Here is a 21,124-nt window from a genome sequence, read left to right as displayed (position 1 = left end):
GGCCGCGTCGGCGGTCGTCATGAAGGGCTGCGCCGGGTCGGGCATCAGAAATCCTGCTCCAGGAACCCGTTCATCTTGGTGATCCGGTCCAGCTCGACCAGGGTCTCCAGCAGCGCGCGCATCTTCGGCAGCGGCACGGCGTTGGGGCCGTCGGACAAGGCTTCCGCCGGGCGCGGATGGGTTTCCATGAACACGCCGGAGACGCCGACCGCGATCGCCGCGCGCGCCAGCACCGGGACGAATTCGCGCTGGCCGCCGGACTTGCCGTCCATGCCGCCGGGCAACTGCACCGAATGGGTCGCGTCGAACACTACCGGGCAGCCGGTGTCGCGCATCACCGCCAGCGAGCGCATGTCGCTGACCAGGTTGTTGTAGCCGAAGCTAGCGCCGCGTTCGCAGGCCATGATCTGCTGGTTGCCGGTGGCCTGGGCCTTGGCGGTGACGTGCTTCATTTCCCACGGCGACAGGAACTGGCCCTTCTTGATGTTCACCGGCTTGCCGGCGCGGGCCACGTTCTGGATGAAATCGGTCTGCCGGCACAGGAAGGCCGGGGTCTGCAGCACGTCGACCACCGAGGCGACCTCGGCCATCGGCGTGTACTCGTGCACGTCGGTCAGCACCGGCACGCCGATCTGGCGCTTGACCTCGGCCAGCACCTTCAAGCCCTCTTCCAGGCCGGGGCCGCGGAAGCTGGTGGCCGAGGTGCGGTTGGCCTTGTCGAAGCTGGACTTGAAGATGAACGGAATGCCCAGCGCGGAGGTGATCTCCTTGAGCTGGCCGGCGACGTCGAGCTGCAACTGCATCGATTCGATCACGCAGGGACCGGCGATCAGGAAGAACGGCTGGTCCAGGCCTACGTCAAAACCGCAGAGTTTCATGCTTGAGTTCCGATTGCGTTCGTGGGTCGATCAGATGGCGGCCGAAGCCGGCGCCGGCAAGGCCGGCGCATGCGTCGCGCCGGCCCGTCGTTCACCGCGGGCTTACTGCTTGACCTCGCGCAGCAGCTTGCCGCCGGCCTTGGCCTCGCGCGCGGCGCGGACGAAGCCGACGAACAGCGGATGGCCGTCGCGCGGGGTGGACAGGAACTCGGGGTGCGCCTGGCAGGCCAGGAACCACGGGTGCGCGCTGCGCGGCAGCTCGACCATCTCCACCAGCAGGTCGTCCATCGACTTGGCCGAAATGACCAGGCCGGCGTCCTCCAGCTGGGTGCGGTAGCGGTTGTTGAACTCGTAGCGGTGGCGGTGACGCTCGCCGACCACGTCCTTGCCGTACAGCTCGCGCGCCAGGGTACCGGGCTTGATCCGCTGGTCCTGCAGGCCCAGGCGCATGGTGCCGCCGAGGTCGCTGGCTTCGCTGCGGCGTTCGATCTCGCCGGTGGCGGTGCGCCATTCGGTGATCAGGCCGATCACCGGGTGCGGGCTGTTCTTGTCGTTTTCGGTGCTGTTCGCGTTGTCCAGCCCGACCACGTGGCGCGCGTAATCCACCACCGCCGCCTGCATGCCGTAGCAGATGCCGAAGTACGGCACCTGGTGTTCGCGCGCGTACTGGGCGGTGGCGACCTTGCCTTCGAAGCCGCGGTCGCCGAAGCCGCCGGGCACCAGGATGCCGTCCACGCCCTGCAGCGAGCCGACGCCGTCGCGCTCGATCTCGCTGGATTCCAGCCACTTCAGGTTGACCTTGGTGCGCTGGCGCAGACCGCCGTGCTTGAGCGCCTCGGCCAGCGACTTGTATGCGTCCTGGTGGTCGATGTACTTGCCGACCACCGCGATGGTGACCTCGTCGACCGGATGGGTGCTGGCGTCGACGACTTCGTTCCACTCGCTCAGGTCGGCCGGGCCGGCCTGGATGCGCAGGCGGTCGAGGACGATCGCGTCCAGGCCCTGCTCGTGGAACCACTGCGGCAGCTTGTAGATGTTGTCCAGGTCGACGGCGGAGATGACCGCCTTCTCCGGCACGTTGGTGAACAGCGCGATCTTGCGCCGCTCGCTGTCGGGCAGCGGCTGCTCGCTGCGGCACAGCAGCACGTCGGGCTGGATGCCGATCGAGCGCAGTTCCTTGACCGAGTGTTGGGTCGGCTTGGTCTTGAGTTCGCCGGCGGCGGCGATGAACGGCACCAGGGTCAGGTGCATGAACAACGCGTGCTCCGGGCCGCGCTCGGTGCGCAGCTGGCGGATCGCCTCCAGGAACGGCAGCGACTCGATGTCGCCGACGGTGCCGCCGATCTCGACCAGGGCGACGTCGTAGCCTTCGGTGGCCTCGACGATGCAGCGCTTGATCTCGTCGGTGATGTGCGGGATCACCTGCACGGTGCCGCCGAGGTAGTCGCCGCGGCGCTCCTTGCGGATCACGTTCTCGTAGATCCGGCCGGTGGTGATCGAATTCTTGCGGCTGAGCCGGGTGCGCAGGTAGCGCTCGTAGTGCCCCAGGTCCAGGTCGGTCTCGGCGCCGTCGTCGGTGACATAGACCTCGCCGTGCTGGAACGGGCTCATCGTGCCCGGGTCGACGTTGATGTAGGGGTCGAGCTTCATCATCGTCACGCGCAGCCCGCGCGCTTCGAGGATGGCCGCCAACGAGGCCGCCGCGATGCCCTTGCCAAGCGAGGACACCACGCCGCCGGTGACGAAGATCAGGGGAGTCATGGATTTTGCAGCCGCTGGAAAGCCGTAGTTTACCGACAGTCGGGTGAAGCCGCACGGCTTGACAGTGCGCACGGACCGTTCCAGACCCCGCGCGTCCCGCCGCAAGTCCTTGTCGGGCGGGGCATTTGCGGTCAGGCGCGGATCGCCCGGGCCGGCCCCCGGGGGCGCGGGCTCAGGCGAAGCGGGCGCCGCGCGCGGCCAGCAGTTCGCGCAGGATCGAGCGATGGCAGTGCGATTCGTCCTCGCAATAGCAACCGACCGAGACCTCGCTGGCCTGCGACAGCGCCGCCAGCAGTGCCAGCGCGTGCGCCGCCTCCGGCGCGGCCATCTCGGCCTTGTACTTGCGCACGAAGGCGTTCCACTGCGCCGGCGTGGCCGCGGCCTGGGCCTGTTTCATCGTCTCCAGGCTCGGCGCCAGGTTCGGGAACCAGACGTCGTACCAGTCCCGGGACGCGAACTCGCTTTTGGGCACCCCGCGCGGCGGCCGCCGCACGGTGCCGATGCGCAGGCCCTCGCCGGGCAGGCGCGGGCTGCCGAGTCTGACGATGCGCAGTGCCATCGGGGTTCTCCTGGCCGGGCGAGGTTCCGGCGTTCGCGGGCGCGGCGGCGCACGCGTCCCCGGAAACATAGCCCAGGGCAGCCGCGCCGGCCAACGCGGCGCGGGCCGGACGCGGGCAGCGCCGGTCAACCGACCGGCCGCAAAGAAAACGCCCCGGCAGAGCCGGGGCGTCGCAGAAGTTCGAACGGGCCGGCGGCCGCTGCGATCAGCGGTCGCCCTCTTCTTCCGGCTCGACGCCGCGGTCGCCGGACTTCTGGCGCTTCTCGGCCTCGGCCTTTTTCTTGGCTTCCGCCTTCTTCGCGTCCTCGGCCTTCTTGGCCTCTTCGGCCTTCTTGTCGGCCTGCGGATCCTGCTGCGCGAACGCGGTCGGCGCGACCAGGGCGAACAGCGCGGCGGCGATGGCGGTGGGGAGCAGCAGCTTGCGGATCTTCATGGGGTGACTCCGTACGGATGGGGAACGGCCGGTTGGGAGCAGCACCCGGGGCGCCCCGGCTCCCGGGCCGGACGGTCGTCGCGCCGCATCCTGCGGCGTCGGGCGAACCCTAGTCCCGCCTGCCTCGCTCGCGCCTGAACGGCCGTGCCCGGCAGGGTGGGACCCGACGTCAGCATGGGGGTGCCGCCGGCCCGGTTCAAGCCGCCGGCCGACCGCGGCGGGCGCCGGCGACGATCTCAATAGCGCGAACTGAACATCGCCGTGACCGAATGCATCGCCGTGCGCCAGCGCGCCAGCAGGGCGTCGTCGGCGCGCTCGTCGTACTCGCCGATCGCCAGCAGCAGACTGTCGATCCAGTACGGGTACAGCGCGGGCGGCACCGGCGTGCGGCCCTGGCGCGAATGCACATCGGCCATTTGCTCGCAGGTGCGCTTGACCACGGCGCTGCCGGCCGCCTGGAAGATCGCCACGCTGATGCCGCGGCGCAGGGCCAGGCGCTGCTTCTGGAAATCGGTGCGTTCGAACATCGGCGCCACGTCGGGGTGGCTGGCCATGAAGATCTCGTAGAAGCGTTCGATGAAACCCTTGCGGATGAGGCAGCGGCCGTAGCTCTGCTGCAGATCGAAATACTGGTCCTGGGTGGACACCCTGCCCTCCTGTGGCGCGGAAAGAAACGGCGCGCAGGATGGCAGTGCCGGCGCGGGCCCGGCTTGCGCCAGATCAATCCGCGGCGCGAAGGCGCCGGTCCCTGCGCCCAGGCGTGGCCCAGGTCTCAACCGGCGAGACGGCGACAGGCGTGAATATCGCCCGCGGCCGGCGCGGCTTGACCCGGCAGGCCCCGGTCGCCATGCTCGCTGCGCCCCGCGCCGGGCCCGCCGATGCGCGGCCGTCACCCGCCGATGGCAAGATGGCCGCCGCCCGGCCCGCTCCGCCGGCGCGCCGCTCCCGCGGCGCCGGCCCGGACGCCACTCCTTACTACCGATGCAGGTTTCATGAGCAGTCGTTACAACGCCGCAGACATCGAAGTCCTTTCCGGCCTGGACCCGGTCAAGCGCCGGCCCGGCATGTACACCGACACCGCGCGCCCCAACCATCTGGCGCAGGAAGTCATCGACAACGCCGTCGACGAAGCGCTGGCCGGCCACGCCCGCAGCATCGAGGTGACCCTGTACGCCGACGGCAGCTGCGAAGTGGCCGACGACGGCCGCGGCATGCCGGTCGACATCCACCCGGAGGAGAAAGTCCCCGGCGTGGAGCTGATCCTGACCCGCCTGCACGCCGGCGGTAAGTTCAGCAACAAGAACTACACCTTCTCCGGCGGCCTGCACGGCGTCGGCGTCAGCGTGGTCAATGCCCTGTCCAAGCTGGTGGAAGTGCACATCAAGCGCGAGGGCAGCGAATACCGCATGACCTTCCGCGACGGCGACCGCGCCACGCCGCTGGAGGTGGTCGGCACGGTCGGCAAGAAGAACACCGGCACGCGGGTGCGCTTCTGGCCGGATGCGAAGTATTTCGACACGCCCAAGTTCGCCCTGCGCGCGATCAAGCACGTGCTGCGCGCCAAGGCGGTGCTGTGCCCGGGCCTGAACGTCAAGCTGTTCGACGAAGCCAGCGGCGAACGCCTGGAGTGGTACTACGAGGACGGCCTGCGCGACTACCTGTCGGGCGAACTGCGCGAAGGCCAGGCCCAGCGCGAGCTGCTGCCGCCGGATCTGTTCGTCGGCCAACTGAAAAAGGACACCGAAGTCGTCGACTGGGCGGTGGCCTGGGTGCCGGACGGCGAACTGGTCCAGGAAAGCTACGTCAACCTGATCCCGACCGCTCAGCACGGCACCCACGTCAACGGCCTGCGCACCGGCTTCACCGACGCGCTGCGCGAGTTCTGCGACTTCCGCAACCTGCTGCCGCGCGGGGTCAAGCTGGCGCCGGAGGACGTCTGGGACCGGGTCGCCTTCGTGCTCAGCATCAAGATGACCGACCCGCAGTTCAGCGGCCAGACCAAGGAACGCCTGTCCTCTCGCCAGGCCGCCGGCTTCGTCGAGGGCGCCGCCCACGATGCCTTCTCGCTGTGGCTGAACCAGCACACCGAACTGGGCGAGAAGATCGCCCAGCTGGCGATCGAGCGCGCCGCCGCGCGCCTGAAGACCGAAAAGCAGATCGTCCGCAAGAAGGTCACCCAGGGCCCGGCCCTGCCCGGCAAGCTCGCCGACTGCACCTCGCAGGATCTCTCGCGCACCGAGCTGTTCCTGGTCGAAGGCGACTCGGCCGGCGGCAGCGCGCGCCAGGCCCGCGACAAGGACTTCCAGGCGATCCTGCCGTTGCGCGGCAAGATCCTCAACACCTGGGAAGTCGCCTCCGGCAGCGTGCTCGGCTCGCAGGAAGTGCACGACCTGGCGGTGGCGATCGGCTGCGACCCCGGCAAGGAAGACATCGCCGGCCTGCGCTACGGCAAGGTCGTGATCCTGGCCGACGCCGACTCCGACGGGCTGCACATCGCCACCCTGCTCAGCGCCCTGTTCCTGCGCCACTTCCCGGCCCTGGTCGCGGCCGGCCACATCTTCGTGGCGATGCCGCCGCTGTTCCGCGTCGACGTGGGCAAGCAGGTGTTCTATGCGCTGGACGAAGAGGAAAAGCGCATCCTGCTGGAGAAGATCGAGCGCGAGAAGATCCGCGGCGCGGTCAACGTCACCCGCTTCAAGGGCCTGGGCGAGATGAACGCCGCGCAGCTGCGCGAGTCGACCATCCATCCCGACACCCGCCGCCTGGTCCAGCTGACCGTCGACGACAACGCCCAGACCCATTCGCTGATGGACATGCTGCTGGCCAAGAAGCGCGCCGGCGACCGCAAGCAGTGGCTGGAGACCAAGGGCGACCTGGCCACGCTGGAGGTCTGAGTTCCGCCTGCGGACTGCGCTCCGCCGCGACGACGCAAGCGCCGCCTCCGGGCGGCGCTTCGTTTTTGCAACACCTCTGCGGTCCGGCGCTCACGCCGCCGTGCGCCGGGATAAGGCATGCTGGGCGCGTCGATACCGGCCCGGAGATCGATATGAACGGACGCTGCCGCATCGCCCGCCGCGCCGCGCGCGGTCCCCGTCGCGGAGGACGCGGCCATGGCGGTTGAACGCCTGCACCTCCCCTTCCGCCTCCACATGCACATGCCGCCTGCGGCGCAGACCCGTTTGTTCGGGATTCTGGCCTGGTGCGCGCTGCTGCTCGGCCCGCTGCTGTCGTGGATGCTGGTGTTCGCTTTCACCAGCGACGATCAATGCGGCAGTTGGGACCTGCGCTGCACCGGCCAGGCGATTCTGTGCACCGCCGCCTGCTGGCTGTTCGGCAGCCTGTCGGCGATCGCCGCGCTGTTCCGCCACGAACCGCACGACACCGCGGTGCCGGCGCTGGGATTGAACCTGGTCGCCCTGGCGGGGTTGATCGGCGCGATCGTGCTGATCTCCAAGTTCGGCTGAGCCGGCCGCAGCGCGCCGTATCCTTCACTCCGCCGCTGCGGCGCTGAGCGCGCGCCTGAGCGAAGGCGCGAACGCGGCCGGCCGGCAGCGGCCGAGCCTGACCTTCGGTGTGCCGTGCCAGCGCGCGCATTCGTCGATCGCTGCGGCGACGTCTTCGGCCAGGCGCTCGGACGGTTCGACGCCGCCCTCCAGGTACAAGGCCTTGACCTCGAACTCGCCGGCGGCGCGATGCGCCTTGGCGTCCAGGCGCCCGACCAGGCGGCCGCCGGCCAGGATCGGCAGGACGAAATAGCCGTAGCGCCGCTTGGGCTCGGGGACGTAGCACTCCAGGGTGTAGTCGAAGCCGAACAGCTCGCTGGCGCGTTCGCGGTCCCAAACCACCGGGTCGAACGGCGACAGCACGGTGGCGCGGGTCGGGCGCAGGCGCCCGGCCGCGGCCTGCGCCAGCGCCGGCGCGTGCGCGGGGTGCACGTAGCCCGGCGCGCTCCAGCCCTGCACCTGGACCCGCAGCAGCGCGCCTTCGGCGACCAGCGGCTCGAGATCGGCGTCGCGCAGGCGCGGCTTGATGCGGAAGTAATCGGCGATCCAGCGCGCCTGGGCGATGCCCAGCGCCTGCACCGAGCGCAGCACGGTGTCGCGGCGCACGATTTCCGGCTCGATCCGCGCCGTGTCCCAGTCCGCCACCGCCACGCCGGCCACGCGCTCGGCCAGGTCGTAGACGCGATGGAAGTTCTCGCGCCGCGCGACCATCAGCTCGCCCAGGGCGAAGCCGGCTTCGAGCCAGCGTTTCTCGTCTTTCCAGCCCCACCAGCCGCCGCCGGCGTCCTCGCGCTCGAAGTCGGAGGACTTGACCGGGCCCCGCTCGCGGATGTGCTGCAGCAGGCGGTCGATGTGCGCGCCGTTCCTGTCGCGGTGGCTGCGCGCGTTGCGGATCGCCCAGTGATGCTCGCGCTGCGGCAGCGCGTTGCGGTGCAGGATGTAGTCGCGCATCGAGGCGAAGCAGGCCTCGTGCGCCCAGACCTCGAAGATCGCGCGCTCGGCCAGCAGTTCTTCCAGCCACTGCCGCGGGTAATCGCCCAGGCGCGAGAACAGCACCAGATAGGGGCTGCGCGCGACCACGTGGATGGTGTCGATCTGCAACAGCTGCATGCGCTCGATCGCCGCCACCAAGTCGGCCTTGCGCGCGCGCCGGCGCGGCCGCGCCAGCAGCCCCTGCGCGGCCAGGTGCAGCGCGCGCGCCTGCGCCGGGCGCAGCGGCGCCGTCGGGGTCAGGTCCATGGGGTCGCGTCCATGCCGCCGCCCCCGCGGTTCATGCCGCCTGCGATTCCAGCGCGGCGCGCAGCAGCGCCTGCAGCAGCGGCTGCAGGCGCGCGGCCTTGGCTTCGTCGTAGGCGAAGCTGTCCTCGTCCATGTAGTTGCGCTGGCTCAGCTCCAGCTGCACCGCCTGCACGCCGATCTCCGGATCGCCGTAATGGCGGGTGATGTAACCGCCCTTGAAGCGGCCGTTGGCGACCCAGTCGTAATCGGTCTGCGCGCCGAGCGCGCGCTCCAGGCGCATCTGCAACTCGGGCAGGCAGCTCTTGCCGGCGGCGGTGCCGAGGTTGAGGTCGGGCAGTCGGCCTTCGAACAGGAACGGCAGTTCGCCGCGGATCGAATGGCCTTCCCACAACACCGCGCGGCCGTGCTCGCCGCGGATGCGGTCGAGCTCGGCGACGAGCGTGTCGTGGTATGGCCGCCAGTACCGCTCGACCCGTTCGGCGACCTCTTCCGGCTGCGGCGCCTGTCCGTCCCGATACACCGCCTCGCCGCTGAACTGCACCGCCGGGCACAGCCCGGTGGTGTTCTGGCCCGGGTACAGCGAGGTGTCGTCCGGCGGGCGGTTCAGGTCGACCACGTAGCGCGAGTAATGCGGCACCAGGATCGAAGCGCCGAGCTCGCGCGCGAACGCATACAGCCGCGAGACGTGCCAGTCGGTATCCGGCGCGCGCCGCGCGGACTCGACCATGCGCGCGGCGATCGGCTCGGGAATGCGCGAACCGTCGTGCGGCAGGCTGATCAGCAAGGGCGCCGTGCCGCGGTGCAGTCGGAACACGGGCTCGGTCGGCGGCGGTACGGTGACGGCGTTCATGCGATGGCGTTCAGTCGGCGGCGCCGGGCTGCAGGTGCCGGCGGAAGAAGGCCATGGTACTGCGATGCACCTGCAGCCAGGTCGCGTGGCGCAGGAAGAAGTGGTCCTCGTCCGGCAGGACCAGGGTTTCGACCGGCGCTCCCCGCGCGCGCAGGCGCTCGACCAGTTCCACGCTCTGGGCGAACTTCACCGCCCGGTCGTCGTCGCCGTGCATCAACAGCACCGGCGAACGCCAGGTGTCCACGTGCGCCATCGGCGAGGACTGCCAGGCCAGCTCCAGTTCGTCCGGCCGCAGGCCCCACAGGCCGCTGTTGTCGCCGCCCTTGGCGCTTTCGCGCCAGTCGTGGACGCCGTGGCGGTCGGCCCCGGCCGCGAACAGGTCGGAGTTGCGCGCCAGCGCCGAAGCGGTCAGGAAGCCGCCGTAGGAGCCGCCGTAGATGCCGATCCGGCGCGCATCGACGTCGTCGCGCTTGGCCAGATACGCGTGCGCGGCCAGCACGTCCTGGTACTCGCTGGCGCCGCGCGGGCCCTGCTTGGCAGCGCGGCGGAAGGCTTGGCCGTAGCCGGTGCCGGCGCGGAAGTTCAGCGCCAGCACGACGAAGCCCTGGCTCGCCAGCCACTGATTGCTGGCGTAATCGGCGTAGTAGTAACTGCCGTAGTGCCAACCGGGCAGCATCTGCCGGATCGGCCCGCCGTGCACGTAGACCAGCGCCGCGCGCTTGCCCTTGAACGCGGCCGGCGGCTCGAACACGGTCGCATGCGAGACCACGCCGTCGCCGGCGCGCAGGCTGATCGTCTTGGGCTCGGCCAGGCGGTCGATCGGGAAGCGCGCCGGCAATTGCGCCGGGAAGATCCGCCGCGGCTCGCCGCCGCTGCGCGGCACCAGCGCGATCGCGGTCGGACGGCGCGCGTCGGCGTGGCGGAACGCGAGCCATTGCCCGCCGGCGACCGCGACCGGTTCGGTGGCGATCTGGTGCTTGTCGGTCAGCCGCGTCTGCGTGGCGCCCTTGGCGTCGACGACGAACAGCTGCCGGTAGTCGAGGTCGGCGCAATTGCCGCTGAAGAAGAAGTTCCCGTCCTCGGCCAACGCGCTGGTTTCCACCTCGCATTCGCCGCGGCTCAGCGCGACCGGCTGGCCGCCGTCGGGCGAAAGCGCGTACCAATGCAGCCAGCCGCTCTGTTCGGAGCTGAATACCAGACGATCGTCGCGGCTCCATTGCAACGCATCGGGCTCGGCGAACTGGGCGTAGCCGCCGGCGCTGTCGCTGGAGCGGAACACGCGCTTGGCCTGGCCGGTAGCGACCTCGGCGACCCAGATTTCGAACGGATGGGCGCCGGTCAGGTCGAAGGTTTCGCCGTTGCGCACCGCGGCGGTGCGCAGGAACGCGACGCGGCGGCCGTCGGGCGACCAGGCCGGCTGGCTGTCGCGGTTGAAGTCCGCGCCCATCCAGCGCACGGTGCGCGCGGCCAGGTCGAGCACGCCGACGAAGCTGTGGTCGCCGCGGCCGCTGACGAAGCCCAGCGATTTGCCGTCGGGCGAAAACACCGCGCTGCCGTTGCTGCCGCGGGTCCGGATCAAATCGCTCTTGCACCACGCCGGCGCCTGGACGCCGGGCAAGGCATGGCAGGCCGGCGCCTGGCCTTGGACCAGCAGCGCATCGCTCCGCGGCGCGAACTGCATGCCGCGCCCGGCGGCGATGCGTTGCGGCGCGTCCGAACCGTCGCTGGCCACCACCCACACCGCCTGCTCCTGGCCGTCGGGGTCGCTGGTCGGGTTGCTGTTGTGGCCGGACGCGTCCGGACCGCTGCCGCGCACGTAGGCCAGCCAGCGGCCGTCGGCGCTGAGCTGCAGGGGGCCGATCGCCTGGCCGTCGTCCTCGCCGTACGCGGTCAGGCGTTTCGGCGCGAAGTCCGGCGCGCGCGCCGTCCATACGTTGCGCACGCCTTGATCGTTCGATACCCAGGCCAGCACCGGCGCATCGCTGGCGCCGACCAGTTGGTCCGGCCGCGGCACGCTCAGCAGATCGGCGATGTCCATCGCCGGCGCGGCGACCGCCACGGCCGCCGCGATGCTCATCACGCCGGCCATCGCGCCGGCCGCCATCCAACGACGTTCCCTGTGTTTCATCGAAGCCCCTATCGGATCGCGCGCGTGGCCTGCGTCCGCGCGGCGAGCGTCGCCGGGCTAGCGCATCAACACCACTTCTTCGGCGCTGGTGGGATGGATGGCGACCGTGTCGCGCAGGTCGTCCAGGGTGATGCCGCGTTTGAGCGCCACCGCGAACCCTTGCAGGATTTCGTCGGCGGCCTCGCCCAGCAAATGAATGCCGACCACGCGGCGCTCCTGGCCGACGCAGATCAGCTTGAACAGGCTGCGCTGCGGCGACTCGGCCAGGGCGTACAGCATCGGCCGAAAGCCGGCGCGATAGATGTGCAGATTGTCACCATGTCGTTCGTCGCCGTACCGCGCCCGCGCCTCGTCCTCGCTCAGCCCGACCTTGCCGATCGGCGGATGGGAGAACACCACGCTGGGGATGTCCTGCCGGCTCAAGCGCCCGTCGCGGCCGCCGAACACGCGGTCCATCAAGCGCCGCGCGGCGGCGATCGCGACCGGGGTCAGCTGCGGGTCGGCGGTGACGTCGCCGACCGCGTCGATGCCGGCGACATTGGTCGCGTTGAGTTCGTCGACCGCGATATGGCCGCGCGCGTCCGTCGCCACGCCGATGCGCTCCAGGCCGAGGCCGGCGCTGTTGGGCCGGCGCCCGGTGGCGAATACGACCTGATCGAAAGCCTCGCTGAGCGAACCGTCGGCGCCGCGCAGCCGCACCCGCCCCGGCTCGCCCTCCAGCGCGGCCACCGCGTGGCCGAAATGCAGGCGCACGCCGTTCTGGCGGTAGTCCTCGGCCAGTTGCGCGGTCAGCTCGGCATCGAAGCCGTCGAGCAGGCGCGCGCCGCGCGCGAACAATTCGACCTGGCTGCCCAGCGCCTGCAGCACGCCGGCCAGTTCGACCGCGATGTAGCCGGCGCCGACGATCGCGACCCGCGCCGGCGCGGCGCACCATTGGAAGAAGTCGTCGGACACCGCGCCGAGCCCGGCGCCGGGAATGTCGGGACGCAGCGGCCGGCCGCCGGTCGCCAGCAGAATCCGCGCCGCGCTCAGGCGCGCGCCGTTCTCGCATTCGACCGTGTTGGCGTCGACCAGTTGCGCGCGCATCGGCAGCACCGCGATGCCGGACGCGTCGAGGCGGCGCCGGTAACTGTCATGGATGTTGGCGATGTAGCGCTGGCGATGGACGATGAAGGTCGGCCAGTCCAGGGCGCAAGGCCGCTGCGGATCGGCGTGGAGGCCGAAGCCCAGGCTTTGCGCCATGCGCAGCTTGCCGGCGATGTCGGCGGCCAGCCACATCGCCTTCTTCGGCACGCAGCCGACGTTGACGCAGGTGCCGCCGAGCGCGCCGGGTTCGAGCAGGGCCACGCGCGCGCCGTACTCGGCGGCGCGGAAGGCGCCGGCCAGGCCGCCGGAACCGCCGCCGACCACGATCAGGTCGTAGCGGCCGTCGGCGCTGTCGGAAGAGTTCATGCGAAGCGCTCCGGTCGATAGGGATGCGGATCGATCGCCGGCGCGCGGCCGGCGATCAGGTCGGCGATCAGCTGGCCGGTGCCGGCGCTCATGCTCACGCCCATCATGCCGTGGCCGGTCGCCAGCCACAGGCCGTCGCGGCCAGGCACCGCGCCGACGATCGGCACGTCGTCGACGCTCATCGGCCGCCAGCCGTACCAGCGCTCGCGCTCGACCGGGCCGACCGGATGGTGCAGGTACTCGGCCGCGCCGCGCTCCAGCGCCGCCAGGCGGCGCGGGTTGAGGCTTTCGTCGTAGCCGGAGAATTCCATCGTGCTGCCGAGCCTGAAGCCGCTGTCCCACATGGTCACGCAGACCTTGCGCTCGCGCAGCACCACCGGCCGGCGCGGCACCAGCGCCGGGCGATCGTAAGTGATCGAATAGCCCTTGCCCGGCTGCATGGCGCGTGGCAGCGAACTCAGGCCGATCAGCTGCGACAGCTTCGGCGACCAGGCGCCGGTCGCGACCACCACCTGGCCGGCGCGCAGGACGCCCTGCGAAGTCAGTGCACGGTATTCCTCGCCGTCGCGCTGCAGATCCTGCAGCCGGCACTGCTCGATCAAGTCGCCGCCGCGCGCGCACACCGTGCGCGCGAGTTCGGCGACGTAGCGATCCGGGCGCAGCACAGCGTCGTGCTCGAAGCGGATCGCGCCGGCTACGCCGGGCTTGAACGCCGGGTCCTGGGCTTCGTAGCGGGCGCCGTCGATCACTTCGACCTGGATGCCGAACTCGCGCAACAAGTCGAGTTCGAACTGGCCGCCCTCGAAGGACTTGCGCTCGCGGAACACGTAGTCGACGCCGGCGTTGTCGAACTCGCAGACCAGGCCGTAGCGGCCGACCCAGTCTTCCAGGCGCGCGCGCGAATCGTTGAGCAGGGCCGACTTGGCCTGCGCGCTGGCGCGCCAGTCGCGCTCGTTGCAGCGCGCGGCGAAGCGCAGCAGCCAGCCCCACAGCTGCAGGTCGAGTTTGGGATGCACGTACAGCGGCGCGTCGGGGGTCAGCATCCAGCGCAGGGCCTGGGCGATCACCCCCGGCGCCGCCAGCGGCGTGGCGTGGCTGGGGGTGATGGTGCCGCAATTGCCGTGCGAGCTGCCGCCGCCGATCCGACCGGCGTCGATCACCCGCACGCTGCGCCCGGTTTCCAGCAGGGCCAGGGCGCAGGCCAGGCCGATCACGCCCGCGCCGACCACGATCACATCGCTGCGGCCGCGGTCCGTCCGCGCCTGCGCTTCCGCCACTTCTGCTTCGCCCATCTGCCCTTTCAGCCGTCCGGAGTCTGGTCGTGCGGCCGCGCGGCGTGCGCCGGCGGCCCCAGTGCCGTCGGGGAGCCGTTCGGCACACGCCCCATAGTACTAAGACTGGACCGGTCCGGCCGGGCCGGGCTTTGCGCGTTGCGGCGGGCCGTGGCGGCGAGTCGGCCGCGGTTCTGTGATAAGCGGCAGAAAAGTCCGCCGCGTTGTGTGACCACGAACGCGGGTTTCGCGTTCAAGCCGCTTGCCGCCTCCGCCTAAGGTCGCATTCGTCCACCGACACGCGCATCGCGGCCGCCACCCGCGTTCCAGCGTCGAAGCGCTGGACCCGACGCCATGACCCGCACCGACCGCCGCCGCGGCCGGCAGGGACGGCTGCGGCCTAAAAAACCACTTCAGGGATCCATCCATGCACGCCAAGACCGCTCTGCTCAGCGCCGCCGTCGTCGCCGGCATCGCCCTCCTCGCCGCCTCGTCCCGCTCCGGCTCCGAAACCACGCCTGCCGGGGCCGCGACCGGCTTCGCCGCCGGCCGCAGCGCAACCGCGCCCGCACCGCGCGCCGATGCCGCGCGCGCGCATCGCGCCGTGCAGGCGATGCAGCTCGCCGTCGGCAGCCGCCGCGAGAGCGACCTGCTCGCCGCCTCGACCTCGCCCGAACAGGCCGCCGCTTCGCCCGCGGCCCAGCGCGCGCGCCGCCTGCTCGAAACCGTCGCCGCCGACGCAGTGCACCGCACCCAGGCCGACGGCTTCGTCGCCCGCGACGTGATGATCGATCGCGACGGCACCGAGCACGTGCGCATGGAGCGCAGCTACCGCGGCCTGGCGGTGGTCGGCGGCGACCTGGTCGTGCATTCGCGCAACGGCGAACTGCTCTCGGTCACCCAGGGCGACAACATGCGCAGCTTCGGCCGCCCGTCGATCGAACCGAAGCTCAGCGCCGAACAGGCCGGCATCGAGGCCGGAGGCGCGTTCGACGGCACCGTCGCCGCGATCGCCCCGGCCCGCCTGGTGATCTTCGCCCGCGGCACCGAACCGACCCTGGCCTGGCAGGTCGACGTCGAAGGCGACCGCCGCAACGACCCCGCACCGGGCCTGATCAGCTACTACCTGGACGCGCGCAACGGGGAGCTGCTGCAGGAAGACGACCGGGTGCACTCGGCCGCCGCCAACGGCACCGGCCGCACCCTGACCCTGGGCAACGTCGGCCTGGTCAGCAACTCGATCAGCGGCGGCTACACCCTGACCGACCCGACCCGCGGCAACGGCCAGACCCTGGACGCGCGCAACCAGACCGGCACCAGCGCGGCCACCGCGTTCAACGACGCCGACAACGTCTGGGGCAACAACGCCACCTCCGACCGCGCCTCGGCCGCCGCCGACGCGCATTACGGCGTCGCCGCGACTTTCGACTATTTCAAGAACGTGCACGGCCGCAACGGCATCTTCAACGACGGCCGCGGGGTCAAGAGTTACGTCCACTACGGCCCGACCAACCTGGTCAACGCTTACTGGACCGGCTCGGCGATGGTCTACGGCGACGGCGACGGCGTGACCTATCGCCCGTTGGTCGCGCTCGACGTCGCCGGCCACGAAATGGCCCACGGCGTGACCGGCGCCACCGCGCGCCTGGGCTACTACAACATCAAGGACAGCGGCGGCCTCAACGAATCCACTTCGGACATCTTCGGCACGCTGGTCGAATACAGCGTCGGCAACGCCAACGACCCGGGCGACTACCTGCTCGGCGAGGAGGTCTACATCAACAACCCGGGCAATACCAAGGCGTTGCGCCTGATGTTCAAGCAGGACGCCGACGGCCGCTCGTTCTCGTGCTATCCCAGCGGCGGCTTCACCGCTTCGCTGACCTACCAGAACGGCAAATACGACCCGCACCTGAGCTCGGGCGTGGGCAACCGCTTCTTCTACCTGCTGGCCGAAGGCGCGGTCACGCCGAAGGGCTTCAGCTACACCCCGGCGCAGCTGGTCTGCAACGGCGACACCACGATCGCCGGCATCGGCCGGGCCAAGGCCGGCGCGATCTGGTACCGCGCCCTGACCCGCTACTTCGTCTCCAGCACCACCTACCCGCAGGCGCGCACCGGCACCCTGCAGGCGGCGGCGGATCTGTACGGCAGCACGTCGGCCGAATACAAAGCCGTGGCTCGGGCCTGGAGCGCGGTGTCGGTGAACTGATCCCGCTTCGGCCTGGCTCCACGGACCGGCCCGCACGCGCGGGCCGGTCCGCGTCGGCGTCCCGGCGCTCGCGCCTTCGTCAGCGCGAGCGCCGCAACGGCGGTACGCGCCAGTAGGTGAAGGCACGCCACAGCCATTCGGCCGGGCCGAAACGGAACCGGCGCAGCCACAGGTGCGCGAGCCGCATCTGCGCCAGGTACAGCAGGCAGGCCGCCGCCAGCAACGGCGCCGGCGCCAGTCGGCCCCACAGGCCCAGCCCGTAGCCGTAAAAGACCCAGGTGCCGACCAGGGACTGCATCAGATACAGGCTCAGCGCGACACGGCCGGGCGCGACGAACGGCCGCGGCCAACGCCGGCCGCGCGCCAGCGACAAGACCACCGCCGCGACCAGCGCCAGGGCCAGCGGCAAGGCACCCATCATGTGCAGGGTGCCGGCGAGGAAACTGCGCGCGGTCAAGTGCGCGTTGGAGACGGTCGGGTCGATCGCCAGACTCGCGGCGGTCAGCGCCGCGCCCGCGCCCAGCCCGCCCCACAGCAGGCGCCGCCACAACCCACGGTGCGCCTGCGGCTCGGCGAACGCGCCGCTGCGGGCCAGGCCGGCGCCGATCAGGAACAGGCCCAGGGCCAACGGCAGCATGACCGGCGCGCCGGACAGGGTCAGCTCGGCGAATTCGCGCATGCGCTGCACGGTCGCATCGGCATAGCTGCCGTGCGCGTAGGCGGCCACGGCCTGCGCGCGTTCGGCGGCGCTGCGCGCCTGCGCCTGCGCGTCGTCGCCGGCCACGCCGGGCAAGGTCAGCAGCCCCGCCAGCAACAGCAAGAACGCGCACGGCACCGCGTACAGCAAGGCGCCCAGCCGCCACTGCGCCTGCGCGCCGAGCCCGCGCAAGGCGTACAGCGCGAATGCGCACAGCGCGTAGGTGACCAGGATGTCGCCGGACCAGATCAGCCAGGCATGGACCAGGCCGATCGCCAGCAAGCCCAGGCTGCGGCGCAGGTACAGCGGACGGAAATCGCGGCCGGCGGCCCGTGCGCGTTCGCCCATCACCGCGAAGCCGATCCCGAACAGCAGCGAGAACACGGTCCAGAACTTGTGCCGGACCAGCACATAGACCGTCATCGCCGTCCAGCGGTCGATGCCGCGCAGGGCCGGGTCGATGCCGTCGGACAGATCCGCCAGCGGCGCGGTGAAGAACGGCGCATTGCTCAGCAGGACGCCGAGCAGGGCGATGCCGCGCAACGCGTCGAGCGCATCCAGGCGCTCGCCGGCGGCGACCGGCGCCAGCGGCAGGGGCGGCGGCAGGGGCGGCGCAATCGGGCCGGGCTCGGTGGACATCGCGGTTCCTTAGGTAGCCGGCTCTTATGTAGCCCGTCCCGGCCGCGCAAAACAGCGCCGCCAACGCGGAGGCGGAAACCGCCCCGCCCAAACGGGAACGGCCCGCGCGAGCGGGCCGTCCGGAACATCGATCGCGGCGGCGGTCAGTGCTGGTGGCCGCCGTCGCCGTGGACGTGGCCGTGCTCGACCTCTTCCTTGCTGGCCTCGCGCACTTCGACGATCTCGATCGCGAAATGCAGGTCCTTGCCGGCCATCGGATGGTTCAGATCGACGTCGACCACGCTCATGCCGACCTTCTGGATGGTCACCGCGCGCGGGCCGAAGCTGGTCGGCAGCACCGCCTGCATGCCCGGGCTCAGCTTGGCGTCCTTGAAGTACTTCTTCGGCACGCGCTGGGTCAGGCCTTCCTGGCGGGCGCCGTACGCGTCGACCGCGGCCACGTCGACTTCGAACTTGTCGCCGGCTTCGCGACCGTCCATGGCCTTCTCCAGGCCCGGAATGATGTTGTTGTGGCCGATCAGGATCGCCAGCGGATCGCGGCCTTCCGAGCTCTCCAGCGGCTCGCTGCCCTGCTCGGAGACGGTGTAGTGGAAACGGACGACGCGATCTTTCTCGATTTTCATTGCTGGATCCGGATGGAGACCGCACGCTGCGGTCGGTAATGGGGACACGGCGCCGCGCAGAATGCGCGGACCGCCACAAAACGACAGGGACGCTGTCTTGTCGCCGCTGCCGTTAGCCGCCAAGCTAGCGACGTGACGAAGGCCGCGCATTATCCCGGCAACACCGCTCCCGCGCCAGCGCGCGGCCCGCTGCCGTTGCCGGCGCTGGCCCTGGCCGCGGCCCTGAGCGCGCTGCTGGCGGGATGCGGCGGCGGCCGCGAACTGGTCCGCAAGCCGGCCCCGCCGAGCGCCCCGATCCGGCACTGGCCGCACGTCCAGCCCGAGGACCCCGACTCCGCCAATGCCGTGCTGATGCGCGCCATCAGCCTGGTCGGCACGCCCTACCGCTACGGCGGCAACACCCCGGACAGCGGCTTCGACTGCAGCGGCCTGGTCAACTACGTCTATCGCGACATGCTGGCCCTGAGCCTGCCGCGCACCTCGCGCGACCTGGCCGCCTACCAGGGCCCGCGGATCGAACCGACCCGGCTGGCCGCCGGCGACCTGGTGTTCTTCGGCAGCCGCGGCAACGTCAGCCATGTCGGCATCTACGTCGGCGAAGGCCGTTTCGTCCACGCCCCCAGCACCGGCGGCACGGTTCGCCTGGACCGGCTCGACGGCCCTTATTGGGTCGATCACTACAGCGGCGCCAAGCGAGTGCTGAACAAGTGATCCGACTTTCCTGAACGGGGGTCGGCACCGGGTCGCGGTTAAAAATGTGAATCAAATCACGCGCTTGTTAACGAGCATCTAACGAAATTTAAACCAATGTCTCCGGCGCCCCGGGCATCATCCTTCCCCGGTGACGACTTCGTGATGACTGCGTGACGCCTCAATTCACTCGCCAACGCCGCCAGGCTGCTACCCCCGAAGCCCCCCTGGCCCAGAGCACCCGCACCGCTCGGGCTACCCAACGTCTCCTGCTCACCGCCGCGCTGGCGGTTTGCGCCCTTCCCGCTTTCGCCCAGTCCTCGACCGCCACCGGCCTGTCGATGGGCGCCCTGCCCGGCGGCCCCTCGCTGCGCAACGATTCGGCCGACGCGCCGGAGTCCACCGCCGGCAGCATGCTGCCGGAGGCGATGACCCTGTCCGACCGCGCGCTGCTGCTGGCCACCGACCTGAACCGCCTGCTCGGCCCGAACGCCAACCTGGGCAAGGCCGACCTGCCGGTCGCCGAACAGAGCCGGATCAAGAGCCTGCTGCAACGCGCCCTGGGCCTGCTCGGCACGCCCTACCGCTGGGGCGGCAGCAGCCCCGACCAGGGCTTCGATTGCAGCGGCCTGGTCGGCTACGTGTTCCGCAACGCCCTGGGCATCGAACTGCCGCGCGTCTCGCGCGAGATGGCCAAGACCGGCGCAGTGATCGACCGCGCCTCGATGACCGAGGGCGACCTGGTGTTCTTCGGCCGCCGCGGCCGGGTCGACCATGTCGGCATCTACCTCGGCGACGGCCGCTTCGTCCACGCTCCGCGCACCGGCAAGGACGTCACCGTGTCCAGCCTGGACACCGGCTACTGGAGCGGCAAGTTCATGGAAGCCCGCCGCGTCGACGGCATCTGAGGCGACCGCCCGAGCATCCCAACACAAGCCGCCTTCGGGCGGCTTGTTCGTTTTGGGGCCGCGGCGGCGCGATCGGCCGGTGGCGCCGTGGTTGCCAGGCCCGGGTCATGGCTTGCGCCGCTCCTACTCCCGCGACGGTTTCGGGCTTCGATCAATGGCGATGGCGTTGGTTTCTCTGCGCGTTCCGTGGTCGCGGCTTACGCCGCTCCTACAGGGAGACATGGGGAAGGACGCGGCGAGAGTGAAGGATGGCGGTCGCGGCTTGCGCCGCTCCTACTCCCGCGACGGTTTCGGGCTTCGATCAATGGCGATGGGGTTAGTTTCTCTGCGCGTCCCGTGGTCGCGGCTTACGCCGCTCCTACAGGGGCATGGGGCAAGGACGCGGCGAGAGTGGAGGATAGCGGTCGCGGCTTGCGCCGCTCCTGCTCCCGCGACGGTTTCGGGCTTCGATCAATGGCGATGGCGTTGGTTTCTCTGCGCGTCCCGTGGTCGCGGCTTACGCCGCTCCTACAGGGGCCGGTGCCGCTCAGCGCTCGATCAGGATCAGCTTGCCGGTCTTGGGGTCGCGGTAGACCTGGCCGACCTCCTGGTAGCCCGGCCCGGCGCCCTGCTGCCCGCGATGCGGGCGCTCGATCGCCTTGCCGCGCGCGACCTCGACCGGAGTGCGCTGCGGCGTCACCGCGGTGATCGCGGCGAGCAGGCCGCAGGCGAACACCAGCATCACGTCGACCAGATTGACCAGGCTGGCGCGCGGGTCTTCGTCGTCGTGGTCGAAACGCGTGCGCAGCCGGCGCCGCGCCGCGCGCGAGGCGCGCACGCTCATGCCGCCGCCTCCATGCGTTCGAGCAATTCCTCGTACCAGCGCCGGCGCAGGCGGCCGATCCACAGTCCGGCGATGCCGGCGATCAGGCCGAGCACGGTAGCGTCGAAGGCCACCGTGACCGCGCTGGCGAGCTGGGCCGGATCGCCCTGGCCGAGCGCGGCCAAGCCGGGGCCGAGCGGGATGATGGTCGCCATCAGGCCCAGCATCGGCGGCACCCGCGCCAGCAGATCGCAGCGCTCGATGCGCCGCCGCGCCAGGCGCTCGACCAGGGCCGGATCGCCGGCGCGCTCGAGCCGGCGCAGGCCCAGCCAGCGTTCGCCGATCGCCAGGCCGGCCTCGATCAGGGCCGCGCCGCAGGCCGCCAACAGCACCGCCATCGCCACCGGCAACAGCCGCGCGATCAGGTGGTGCAGCCAGTCGAAATGCGTCATCCACTCCATCGTCGTCTTACCTCGTAT

At 70.7% G+C, this 21,124-nt stretch carries 19 protein-coding genes; 5 read left to right on the top strand and 14 right to left on the bottom strand.

All coding sequences use genetic code 11. The annotated features are described in order from the left end of the window. Nucleotides 1-44 precede the first annotated feature (44 nt). From kdsA to V2J18_RS06705, 5 genes are all read right to left on the bottom strand, one after another. Nucleotides 45-878: a 3-deoxy-8-phosphooctulonate synthase gene (gene kdsA / locus V2J18_RS06725; RefSeq protein WP_336131364.1), complete on the bottom strand. Its 834-nt coding sequence runs from the start codon at nt 876-878 to the stop codon at nt 45-47. A gap of 102 nt (nt 879-980) precedes the next feature. Further along, complete coding sequence (gene pyrG, locus V2J18_RS06720; RefSeq protein ID WP_336131363.1) at nt 981-2,639, bottom strand: CTP synthase; 1,659 nt, start codon at nt 2,637-2,639, stop codon at nt 981-983. Between the two features lie 172 nt (nt 2,640-2,811). Next, nucleotides 2,812-3,198: a DUF488 domain-containing protein gene (locus tag V2J18_RS06715; protein ID WP_064748618.1), complete on the bottom strand. Its 387-nt coding sequence runs from the start codon at nt 3,196-3,198 to the stop codon at nt 2,812-2,814. Nucleotides 3,199-3,403: 205 nt separating this feature from the next. Then, complete coding sequence (locus V2J18_RS06710; protein WP_064748619.1) at nt 3,404-3,631, bottom strand: hypothetical protein; 228 nt, start codon at nt 3,629-3,631, stop codon at nt 3,404-3,406. 236 nt (nt 3,632-3,867) lie between these two features. Beyond that, on the bottom strand, nt 3,868-4,278 hold the full coding sequence (locus V2J18_RS06705) for a globin (protein WP_336131362.1): 411 nt from the start codon (nt 4,276-4,278) through the stop codon (nt 3,868-3,870). A 345-nt stretch (nt 4,279-4,623) separates the two neighbouring features. Between V2J18_RS06705 and parE the strand changes: the two genes are divergently transcribed. Together parE and V2J18_RS06695 are read left to right on the top strand one after the other, a co-directional pair. Then, entirely contained in the window at nt 4,624-6,525 is a 1,902-nt protein-coding gene (gene parE / locus V2J18_RS06700; RefSeq protein WP_064748621.1) for a DNA topoisomerase IV subunit B, read from the top strand. Between the two features lie 216 nt (nt 6,526-6,741). Beyond that, nucleotides 6,742-7,095 carry a hypothetical protein gene (locus V2J18_RS06695; RefSeq protein WP_336131361.1) on the top strand — a complete coding sequence of 118 codons (354 nt, stop codon included), beginning with the start codon at nt 6,742-6,744 and terminating at the stop codon, nt 7,093-7,095. A gap of 24 nt (nt 7,096-7,119) precedes the next feature. On the opposite strand, the gene V2J18_RS06690 is transcribed toward V2J18_RS06695, so the two are convergent. Genes V2J18_RS06690 through V2J18_RS06670 form a run of 5 tightly spaced genes read right to left on the bottom strand, consistent with a single transcriptional unit; the run spans nt 7,120 to nt 14,095 of the window. Beyond that, nucleotides 7,120-8,373 (bottom strand): winged helix-turn-helix domain-containing protein, encoded by a 1,254-nt coding sequence (locus V2J18_RS06690; RefSeq protein WP_064748623.1) that lies wholly within the window; start codon nt 8,371-8,373, stop codon nt 7,120-7,122. Nucleotides 8,374-8,404: 31 nt separating this feature from the next. Next, nucleotides 8,405-9,223 carry an N-formylglutamate deformylase gene (gene hutG / locus V2J18_RS06685; protein ID WP_064748624.1) on the bottom strand — a complete coding sequence of 273 codons (819 nt, stop codon included), beginning with the start codon at nt 9,221-9,223 and terminating at the stop codon, nt 8,405-8,407. Between the two features lie 10 nt (nt 9,224-9,233). Continuing rightward, complete coding sequence (locus V2J18_RS06680) at nt 9,234-11,351, bottom strand: S9 family peptidase (RefSeq protein ID WP_336131360.1); 2,118 nt, start codon at nt 11,349-11,351, stop codon at nt 9,234-9,236. Between the two features lie 57 nt (nt 11,352-11,408). After that, nucleotides 11,409-12,803 (bottom strand): glutathione-disulfide reductase, encoded by a 1,395-nt coding sequence (gene gorA / locus V2J18_RS06675; RefSeq protein WP_064748626.1) that lies wholly within the window; start codon nt 12,801-12,803, stop codon nt 11,409-11,411. Further along, complete coding sequence (locus V2J18_RS06670; RefSeq protein ID WP_064748627.1) at nt 12,800-14,095, bottom strand: NAD(P)/FAD-dependent oxidoreductase; 1,296 nt, start codon at nt 14,093-14,095, stop codon at nt 12,800-12,802. The genes gorA and V2J18_RS06670 overlap by 4 nt, the downstream gene beginning before the upstream one ends. A 592-nt stretch (nt 14,096-14,687) precedes the next feature. On the opposite strand from V2J18_RS06670, the gene V2J18_RS06665 reads away from it, so the two are divergent. Then, nucleotides 14,688-16,286 (top strand): M4 family metallopeptidase, encoded by a 1,599-nt coding sequence (locus V2J18_RS06665; RefSeq protein WP_425606100.1) that lies wholly within the window; start codon nt 14,688-14,690, stop codon nt 16,284-16,286. A 79-nt stretch (nt 16,287-16,365) separates the two neighbouring features. Here the strand turns inward: V2J18_RS06665 and V2J18_RS06660 are convergent, their stop codons facing one another. Together V2J18_RS06660 and V2J18_RS06655 are read right to left on the bottom strand one after the other, a co-directional pair. Further along, on the bottom strand, nt 16,366-17,622 hold the full coding sequence (locus V2J18_RS06660; protein WP_064748628.1) for a DUF418 domain-containing protein: 1,257 nt from the start codon (nt 17,620-17,622) through the stop codon (nt 16,366-16,368). A 143-nt stretch (nt 17,623-17,765) separates the two neighbouring features. Next, nucleotides 17,766-18,245: an FKBP-type peptidyl-prolyl cis-trans isomerase gene (locus tag V2J18_RS06655; RefSeq protein WP_064748629.1), complete on the bottom strand. Its 480-nt coding sequence runs from the start codon at nt 18,243-18,245 to the stop codon at nt 17,766-17,768. 132 nt (nt 18,246-18,377) lie between these two features. Between V2J18_RS06655 and V2J18_RS06650 the strand changes: the two genes are divergently transcribed. Next, nucleotides 18,378-18,956, top strand: a complete 579-nt coding sequence (locus V2J18_RS06650; protein ID WP_079248233.1) for a C40 family peptidase — start codon at nt 18,378-18,380, stop codon at nt 18,954-18,956. A 152-nt stretch (nt 18,957-19,108) separates the two neighbouring features. Continuing rightward, nucleotides 19,109-19,843 carry a C40 family peptidase gene (locus V2J18_RS06645; RefSeq protein WP_261370140.1) on the top strand — a complete coding sequence of 245 codons (735 nt, stop codon included), beginning with the start codon at nt 19,109-19,111 and terminating at the stop codon, nt 19,841-19,843. Between the two features lie 526 nt (nt 19,844-20,369). Here the strand turns inward: V2J18_RS06645 and V2J18_RS06640 are convergent. Together V2J18_RS06640 and V2J18_RS06635 are read right to left on the bottom strand one after the other, a co-directional pair. Further along, nucleotides 20,370-20,666: a DUF2149 domain-containing protein gene (locus V2J18_RS06640; protein ID WP_064748631.1), complete on the bottom strand. Its 297-nt coding sequence runs from the start codon at nt 20,664-20,666 to the stop codon at nt 20,370-20,372. Next, complete coding sequence (locus tag V2J18_RS06635) at nt 20,663-21,097, bottom strand: MotA/TolQ/ExbB proton channel family protein (RefSeq protein ID WP_336131358.1); 435 nt, start codon at nt 21,095-21,097, stop codon at nt 20,663-20,665. The genes V2J18_RS06640 and V2J18_RS06635 overlap by 4 nt, the downstream gene beginning before the upstream one ends. Nucleotides 21,098-21,124 lie beyond the last annotated feature (27 nt).

This window comes from Lysobacter firmicutimachus, assembly GCF_037027445.1.
Taxonomy (GTDB): Bacteria; Pseudomonadota; Gammaproteobacteria; order Xanthomonadales; family Xanthomonadaceae; genus Lysobacter; species Lysobacter firmicutimachus.
The sequence above is the reverse complement of the archived record's forward strand: the minus strand, read 5'-3'. Positions and strand labels throughout refer to the sequence as shown.

What these genes read in the sequence shown, in the direction of transcription:
- kdsA (WP_336131364.1), bottom strand. Translation starts at nt 878, where the DNA reads ATGAAACTCTGCGGTTTTGACGTAGGCCTGGACCAGCCGTTCTTCCTG.
- pyrG (WP_336131363.1), bottom strand. Translation starts at nt 2,639, where the DNA reads ATGACTCCCCTGATCTTCGTCACCGGCGGCGTGGTGTCCTCGCTTGGC.
- V2J18_RS06715 (WP_064748618.1), bottom strand. Translation starts at nt 3,198, where the DNA reads ATGGCACTGCGCATCGTCAGACTCGGCAGCCCGCGCCTGCCCGGCGAG.
- V2J18_RS06710 (WP_064748619.1), bottom strand. Translation starts at nt 3,631, where the DNA reads ATGAAGATCCGCAAGCTGCTGCTCCCCACCGCCATCGCCGCCGCGCTG.
- parE (WP_064748621.1), top strand. Translation starts at nt 4,624, where the DNA reads ATGAGCAGTCGTTACAACGCCGCAGACATCGAAGTCCTTTCCGGCCTG.
- V2J18_RS06695 (WP_336131361.1), top strand. Translation starts at nt 6,742, where the DNA reads ATGGCGGTTGAACGCCTGCACCTCCCCTTCCGCCTCCACATGCACATG.
- V2J18_RS06690 (WP_064748623.1), bottom strand. Translation starts at nt 8,373, where the DNA reads ATGGACCTGACCCCGACGGCGCCGCTGCGCCCGGCGCAGGCGCGCGCG.
- hutG (WP_064748624.1), bottom strand. Translation starts at nt 9,223, where the DNA reads ATGAACGCCGTCACCGTACCGCCGCCGACCGAGCCCGTGTTCCGACTG.
- V2J18_RS06680 (WP_336131360.1), bottom strand. Translation starts at nt 11,351, where the DNA reads ATGAAACACAGGGAACGTCGTTGGATGGCGGCCGGCGCGATGGCCGGC.
- gorA (WP_064748626.1), bottom strand. Translation starts at nt 12,803, where the DNA reads ATGAACTCTTCCGACAGCGCCGACGGCCGCTACGACCTGATCGTGGTC.
- V2J18_RS06670 (WP_064748627.1), bottom strand. Translation starts at nt 14,095, where the DNA reads ATGGGCGAAGCAGAAGTGGCGGAAGCGCAGGCGCGGACGGACCGCGGC.
- V2J18_RS06665 (WP_425606100.1), top strand. Translation starts at nt 14,688, where the DNA reads ATGCAGCTCGCCGTCGGCAGCCGCCGCGAGAGCGACCTGCTCGCCGCC.
- V2J18_RS06660 (WP_064748628.1), bottom strand. Translation starts at nt 17,622, where the DNA reads ATGTCCACCGAGCCCGGCCCGATTGCGCCGCCCCTGCCGCCGCCCCTG.
- V2J18_RS06655 (WP_064748629.1), bottom strand. Translation starts at nt 18,245, where the DNA reads ATGAAAATCGAGAAAGATCGCGTCGTCCGTTTCCACTACACCGTCTCC.
- V2J18_RS06640 (WP_064748631.1), bottom strand. Translation starts at nt 20,666, where the DNA reads ATGAGCGTGCGCGCCTCGCGCGCGGCGCGGCGCCGGCTGCGCACGCGT.
- V2J18_RS06635 (WP_336131358.1), bottom strand. Translation starts at nt 21,097, where the DNA reads ATGACGCATTTCGACTGGCTGCACCACCTGATCGCGCGGCTGTTGCCG.